Source organism: Aeromicrobium sp. REDSEA-S38_B2, from assembly GCF_001628525.1.
GTDB lineage: Bacteria > Actinomycetota > Actinomycetes > Propionibacteriales > Nocardioidaceae > Aeromicrobium > Aeromicrobium erythreum.
Map to the genome: position 1 here is coordinate 1 of NZ_LUNH01000024.1, position 4638 is coordinate 4638.

General features: G+C 74.4%; 4 protein-coding genes and 1 pseudogene. All 5 read left to right on the forward strand.

Annotated elements, in window-relative coordinates; all coding sequences use genetic code 11:
• Window positions 1-270 (forward strand): annotated as a pseudogene (locus A6Q81_RS06525) (ATP-binding cassette domain-containing protein); the annotation flags it as partial.
• A gap of 2 nt (window positions 271-272) precedes the next feature.
• Window positions 273-1358: an undecaprenyldiphospho-muramoylpentapeptide beta-N-acetylglucosaminyltransferase gene (murG, locus tag A6Q81_RS06530; protein WP_286689901.1), complete on the forward strand. Its 1086-nt coding sequence runs from the start codon at window positions 273-275 to the stop codon at window positions 1356-1358.
• A complete protein-coding gene (murC, locus tag A6Q81_RS06535) occupies window positions 1355-2770 on the forward strand; it encodes a UDP-N-acetylmuramate--L-alanine ligase (RefSeq protein WP_286689902.1) in 1416 nt (471 codons plus the stop codon). Before murG ends, murC begins: the two co-directional genes overlap by 4 nt.
• Window positions 2767-3492, forward strand: coding sequence for a cell division protein FtsQ/DivIB (locus A6Q81_RS06540; protein WP_286689903.1), 726 nt, complete (start codon window positions 2767-2769; stop codon window positions 3490-3492). The genes murC and A6Q81_RS06540 overlap by 4 nt, the downstream gene beginning before the upstream one ends.
• A gap of 218 nt (window positions 3493-3710) precedes the next feature.
• Window positions 3711-4638: cell division protein FtsZ (ftsZ, locus tag A6Q81_RS06545; RefSeq protein WP_286689904.1), on the forward strand; the 928-nt coding region annotated here is incomplete at its 3' end.

Here is a 4638-nt window from a genome sequence, read left to right on the forward strand (position 1 = left end):
ATCATCCATCAGGAGCTTAGCCTCGCGCCCAATCTCAGCGTGCGCGATAACATCTTCATGGGCCGCGAGATCACCACCGCCACCGGCGTCGACTATGCCGAGGAGGAGCGCCAAACCCGCGCGCTGATGGAGGAGCTTGAGGAGGACATCGACCCGCTGACCCCGGTCGAGGATCTGCGTCTCGGCCAGCAGCAGGTGGTCGAGATCGCCCGCGCGCTGGCCGCCGGCAAGGCGCGCCGCGCGCGCAGCAGCGCCGCCCGGAGGCGTTGACCGTGCGTGCTCTCCTCGCCGGCGGCGGCACCGCCGGCCACACCTCCCCGCTCCTCGCGACGGCCGCCGTGCTGCGCGACGAGGGCGTCGACGTGACCTGCCTGGGCACCCCGCGGGGCCTGGAGACCACCCTCATCCCCGAGGCCGGGTTCCCGCTCGAGCTCGTCCCGCCGGTCCCGCTGCCCCGACGCCCCGGTGCGGCGCTGCTGCGCGTGCCGGGACGGCTCCGCGCGGCGGTGCGCGCCACGCACGACGTCTTCGAGCGCGTGCAGCCCGACGTGGTCGTCGGCTTCGGCGGCTACGTCTCCGTCCCGGCCTACCTCGTGGCGCGACGTCGCGGTGTCCCGCTGGTCGTGCACGAGGGCAACGCGAAGCCGGGCATCGCCAACCGCCTCGGCGCGCGCTTCACCGAGCACGTCGCCACCAGCTTCCCCGACACGCCGCTGCGGCACGGGCAGTACGTGGGGCTGCCGATCCGTCGCCAGATCTCCAGGCTCGACCGCTCCGCCGCGCGGGCCGAGGGTCGCGCGCACTTCGGGCTCGACCTCGACCGACCGACGCTGCTCGTCACGGGCGGCTCGCAGGGCGCCCGTCGCATCAACCAGGCGGTCAGCGGTGCCGCGCGCGACCTCGCCGAGGCCGGCGTCCAGGTGCTCCACGCCGCCGGACGCCCCGAGGAGGTCGTGCTCGAGCGTCCCGCCGACGCCCCGCCGTACGTCGTCGAGCAGTACATCGACCGGATCGACCTCGCCTACGCGGCCGCCGACCTCGTCGTCTGCCGCGCCGGCGCGAACACCGTCACCGAGGTGGCCGCCGTGGGGCTGCCGGCGGCGTTCGTCCCGCTGCCGATCGGCAACGGCGAGCAGGCGCTCAACGCACACCCCGTGGTGCAGGCTGGCGGCGGCCTGCTCATCGACGACGAGGCCATGACCCCCGCCTGGGTCGACCAGGTCGTCGTGCCGCTCGTGCAGGACACCGAGCGGCTGGCCCTCATGTCGGCCGCGGCGACCGACCTCGTGCCGCGCGACGCCGACGCCCGGCTCGCGCGCATGGTCCTGGCCGCCGCAGGTCGGGAGCTCGGTCGATGAGGGTCCCCGTCCCCGACCACGTGCCCGGACCGCACGACCTCGGCCGCGTCCACCTCGTCGGCATCGGCGGGGCGGGCCTGTCCGCGATCGCGCGGCTGCTCGCCCAGCAGGGCGTGAGCGTCAGCGGCAGCGACGCCGCCGACGGCACCGTCGTGCGCGCGCTGCGCGAGGAGGGCATCACCGTCCACGTCGGGCACGCGGCGGAGCACGTCGAGGGTGCCGACACCGTCATCGTGTCCACCGCCGTCCGCGAGGACAACCCCGAGGTCGTGGCCGCCACGGCGTCGGGTGCGCGGCTCTGGCCACGGTCGGCGGGCCTGCGCTCGGTCATGACCGACCGGCGCACGGTCGCTGTCGCGGGCACGCACGGCAAGACCACCACCACCGCCATGCTCACCTGCGCCCTCGTGGCCGCCGGCGCCGAGCCGTCGTTCGCCATCGGCGCGGAGGTCGCGAGCCTTGGCACCAACGCACGCGTGGGCACCGGCGACGTGCTCGTCGCGGAGGCCGACGAGAGCGACGGCGCGTTCCTGCACTACGACCCGGCCCTCGCGGTCGTGACCAACGTCGACGCCGACCACCTCGACACCTGGGGGACGGAGGAGGCCTACGCCGCCGCCTTCGAGCAGTTCGTCGCGACCGTCGGCGAGGTGCTCGTGCTCGGTGCCGACGACCCGGGTGCCGCCAGGCTCGCCGCCGCGGGCACCGCGCGCGGGCTCGACGTCGTCACCACGGGCCTGGGCGAGGGCCACGACCTGCGGGCCCGCGACGTGCAGGTGGCCGCCGGGGCGACGACCTTCACCGTCGACGGGCTCGGCCTCTCCGGCCTGCCGGTACGGCTGGCCGTGCCCGGCGCCCACTACGCCCAGGACGCGCTCCTCGCGCTCGCGGTCGGCCTGCGCCTCGGCCACCCGGCCGAGGCTCTCGTGGAGGGCCTGGCCGCCTACGGCGGCGCCCGCCGCCGGATGGAGCGGCTCGGCGAGGTCGACGGCGTGGTCGTCTACGACTCCTACGCCCACCACCCGACGGAGATCCGCGCCGACCTCGCGGCGGCCCGCTCGATCGCGGGGGAGGGGCGGCTCGTCGTGGCCTACCAGCCGCACCTGGTGAGCCGCACGCGTCTCTACGGCGTCGAGATGGGCCGGGCCCTGTCGGCGGCCGACCTCGTCCTGGTCGCCGACCTGTACCTGGCCCGCGAGGACCCCGACCCCGCCGTCACGTCGGCGCTCGTCGTCGACGCCGTCGACGGTCCGCCCGCGTCCGCCGGTGGGCCCGTGGTCGACCTGCACGACGTCCTGCTGCCGCAGGTGCGGCCCGGCGACCTCGTCCTCACGCTTGGGGCCGGCGACGTGACCGTCGTCGGTCCGCGTCTGCTCGACGCGCTGCGCGCCCGCGGGACGGGCGGGGCATGACCGAGCAGCGCTTCCACGAGCGGCGTCGACGCGACCGCCGGAAGCGGCTGCTCCGCTGGGCCGGCGGTCTCGGCGCCGTCGTCCTCGTCGGCGTGCTCGTCTGGCTCGTCTGGTTCTCCCACGTCCTCGGCGTCCGCGACGTCGAGGTCGAGGGCACCAGGACCCTCGGGGTCAAGCAGGTGCGCTCGGTCGCGGACGTCCGGCTCGGCACGCCCCTGGCGAGGCTCGACACCGCCGCCGTCGAGGCCCGCGTGGCGGGACTGCCCGCCGTCGAGCGCGTCGAGGTCCGACGCAGCTGGCCCCGCACCGTCCGGGTCGAGGTCACCGAACGCACCGCCGTCGCCTGGACCAGGGTCGACGGCGACGTGCGCGCGCTCGACCGCTTCGGCATCGACTACCGGACCCTGCGCCAGCCGCCCCGGGGCCTCGTCGAGGTCAGCACCTCGGCCACCGACCCGCGGCAGCGCCAGCTGGCGGTCGTCGCCGCGGCCGCGGTCGTGGCCCGGCTGGAGAAGGACGACCCCGACCTGCTGAAGGCCGTCCGTGCGGTCGAGGCGCCGAGCCGCGACGCCGTGACGCTGCGGCTCTCACGCGACCGCACGGTCACGTGGGGGAGCGCGGCCAAGCCGGAGCAGAAGCTCAAGGTCCTGCGGGCCCTGCTGCGCATCCGGGCGCGCGGCTACGACGTCAGCGCGCCCGAGCAGCCCACCACGCGCCAGTAGCGCCGACGGCCCTCCGGGTCGGCTCGAGCGGGTTCGGAGAGGCGCGCGCGACGGACGTGAGGCAGAGCGTGCGCGACGCGCGGCGTGTCGTCCGTGAGGGCGTCCGCGCGCCGCGTAGCGTGATCCTCGGACAGCAGGTTGACATAACTATAACCCTGACGTTCACGTTCAGACTTGAGGGAGACCCCCTCCAGCCCTCCTCCTGAAAGGCATCGCACATGGCGGTCCAGAACTACCTCGCCGTGATCAAGGTCGTCGGCATCGGCGGCGGCGGCGTCAATGCCGTGAACAGGATGATCGAGGTCGGCCTCAAGGGTGTCGAGTTCATCGCCATCAACACCGACGCGCAGGCGCTGCTCATGAGCGACGCCGACGTCAAGCTCGACGTCGGTCGCGACTCCACGCGCGGTCTCGGCGCCGGGGCGAACCCCGAGATCGGCAAGCGTGCCGCCGAGGACCACGCCGAGGAGATCGAGCAGGCCATCAAGGGCGCCGACATGGTCTTCGTCACCGCCGGCGAGGGCGGCGGCACCGGCACCGGCGGCGCGCCCGTCGTCGCACGGATCGCCCGCTCGCTCGGCGCGCTGACCATCGGCGTCGTCACCCGTCCGTTCACGTTCGAGGGTCGCAACCGCTCGGGCCAGGCCGACGCCGGCATCCAGGCGCTGCGCGAGGAGGTCGACACCCTCATCGTCATCCCGAACGACCGGCTGCTGTCGATCAGCGACCCCAACGTCAGCCTGCTCGACTCCTTCCGCCAGGCCGACCAGGTGCTGCACCAGGGCGTCTCGGGCATCACCGACCTCATCACGACCCCCGGTCTGATCAACCTCGACTTCGCCGACGTCAAGTCGGTCATGTCCGACGCCGGCTCCGCCCTCATGGGCATCGGCTCAGCCCGCGGCGAGCAGCGGGCCGCGGTGGCCGCCGAGATGGCCGTCTCCAGCCCGCTCCTCGAGGCCTCCATCGAGGGGGCGCGCGGCGTCCTGCTCTCGATCGCGGGTGGCTCCGACCTCGGTCTGTTCGAGATCAACGAGGCCGCAGGCCTGGTCGCCGACGCCGTCCACCCCGAGGCCAACATCATCTTCGGTGCCGTCATCGACGACGCCCTCGGCGACGAGGTGCGCGTGACGGTCATCGCGGCAG